Consider the following 1,461-nt stretch of genomic DNA (forward strand, 5'->3'; position numbering starts at 1 on the left):
TTAAACGCTTTATAACTGGCATTGCTCTTAGCCGCTACGGCTAAGTAAATCACTGCTTGACCTAAGGCGAGCTCTCCTTCGGGTGATCCTAAGCGCTCATAGGTTTGTGCAGCATCATTTGCCAGCTGCATGGCACGTGGATCTGCTAGCCCGATATCTTCCCAGGCCATTCGAATGATTCGTCTAGCTAAATAGCGAGGGTCAGCGCCACCATCAAGCATACGACATAACCAATAGAGTGCAGCATCAGGGTTGGAGCCTCGTACGGATTTGTGCAATGCCGAGATTTGGTCATAAAAATAATCCCCACCTTTATCAAAACGCCGAGCTTGAATAGTCATGGCATTTTCAATAAAAGCTTGATCAATATGCTTCGCTGAAGAATTGGGCGCAGATAATGCGTTATGGACTTGCTCAATCAGATTGAGGAGACGGCGAGCATCTCCATCTGCATGGCTAATGAGAGTGCTGATTGCGGTAGCATCGAAAGCAATATCAGGCATTGCATAAGAACGCGCACGCTCAAAAAGCTGTTGAAGCTCATCTGAATTCAAGGACTTCAGTACGTAGACTTGCGCACGAGACAGTAGGGCGGAATTCACCTCAAACGACGGATTTTCAGTAGTGGCACCGATAAAAGTAAAGAGCCCAGACTCAACATGCGGCAGTAATGCATCTTGCTGACTTTTATTAAAGCGATGGATCTCATCGACAAACAAAATAGTTTGCTTACCTTGCTCCGACATGCTTCGTTGAGCTTGTTCGATGGCTTCCCGAATTTCTTTTACACCCGCTAATACTGCAGAGATGGCAATAAATTCTCGCTCAAATGCTTTGGCAGATAGTCTAGCTAGAGTAGTTTTACCAACGCCGGGTGGCCCCCATAAAATCATCGAGTGCGGCTTGCCAGAGGCAAAGGCTAACTGAAGTGGCTTGCCTGCCGCCAATAAATGGGTTTGACCAATAACTTCCTTGATTAACTGAGGGCGTAGTGCCTCTGCTAATGGAGGCGGTGGGTCTTGGTCAAAAAGTTTACCCATCTCTATACGAATTAGTTTTGAACAAACAAAATCACTAAAGCAGCCCAAATTAAACAGCTTGCTGCTACAAAGGTTAAGCGGTTGCGGATAGTCATAAAAGCCCCACAAGCTTCTTCGCTAGAAAAATAGTATTGATAAGTCTCTTTATCAATATTGCGTTGGATAATTAATGCTGAAGCCAGAATGACCAAGCCTACGGGTATATAGACATGAAGTGCAAGCCAAGCAACAAGGGCTGGAATCACTCCCCAGATCCAAGCATTGCGATCTTCCCAGCGATCACCGGGTGGATTTTTTCCGAGAGTATGAAGATTAGCGCCCCAATGAAGCGCCCCCATAAATGCAGTGATAACCGCACCATAACCTGCAAGCGATTCGGCGCCTAAATAGTTGAGAGGTGTTGGCGCTAACTGAACGATTA

2 protein-coding genes are annotated in these 1,461 nt (G+C 46.1%); both read right to left on the reverse strand.

Translation table 11 applies throughout. From position 1 onward, the window contains the following. A partial coding sequence (locus B7Y67_RS17900; protein ID WP_293599791.1) for a replication-associated recombination protein A occupies window positions 1-1,040 on the reverse strand: 1,040 nt, incomplete at its 3' end. 11 nt (window positions 1,041-1,051) lie between these two features. Beyond that, a partial coding sequence (locus B7Y67_RS17905) for a DUF3429 domain-containing protein (RefSeq protein ID WP_293599792.1) occupies window positions 1,052-1,461 on the reverse strand: 410 nt, incomplete at its 5' end.

The organism is Polynucleobacter sp. 35-46-11 (genome assembly GCF_002281105.1).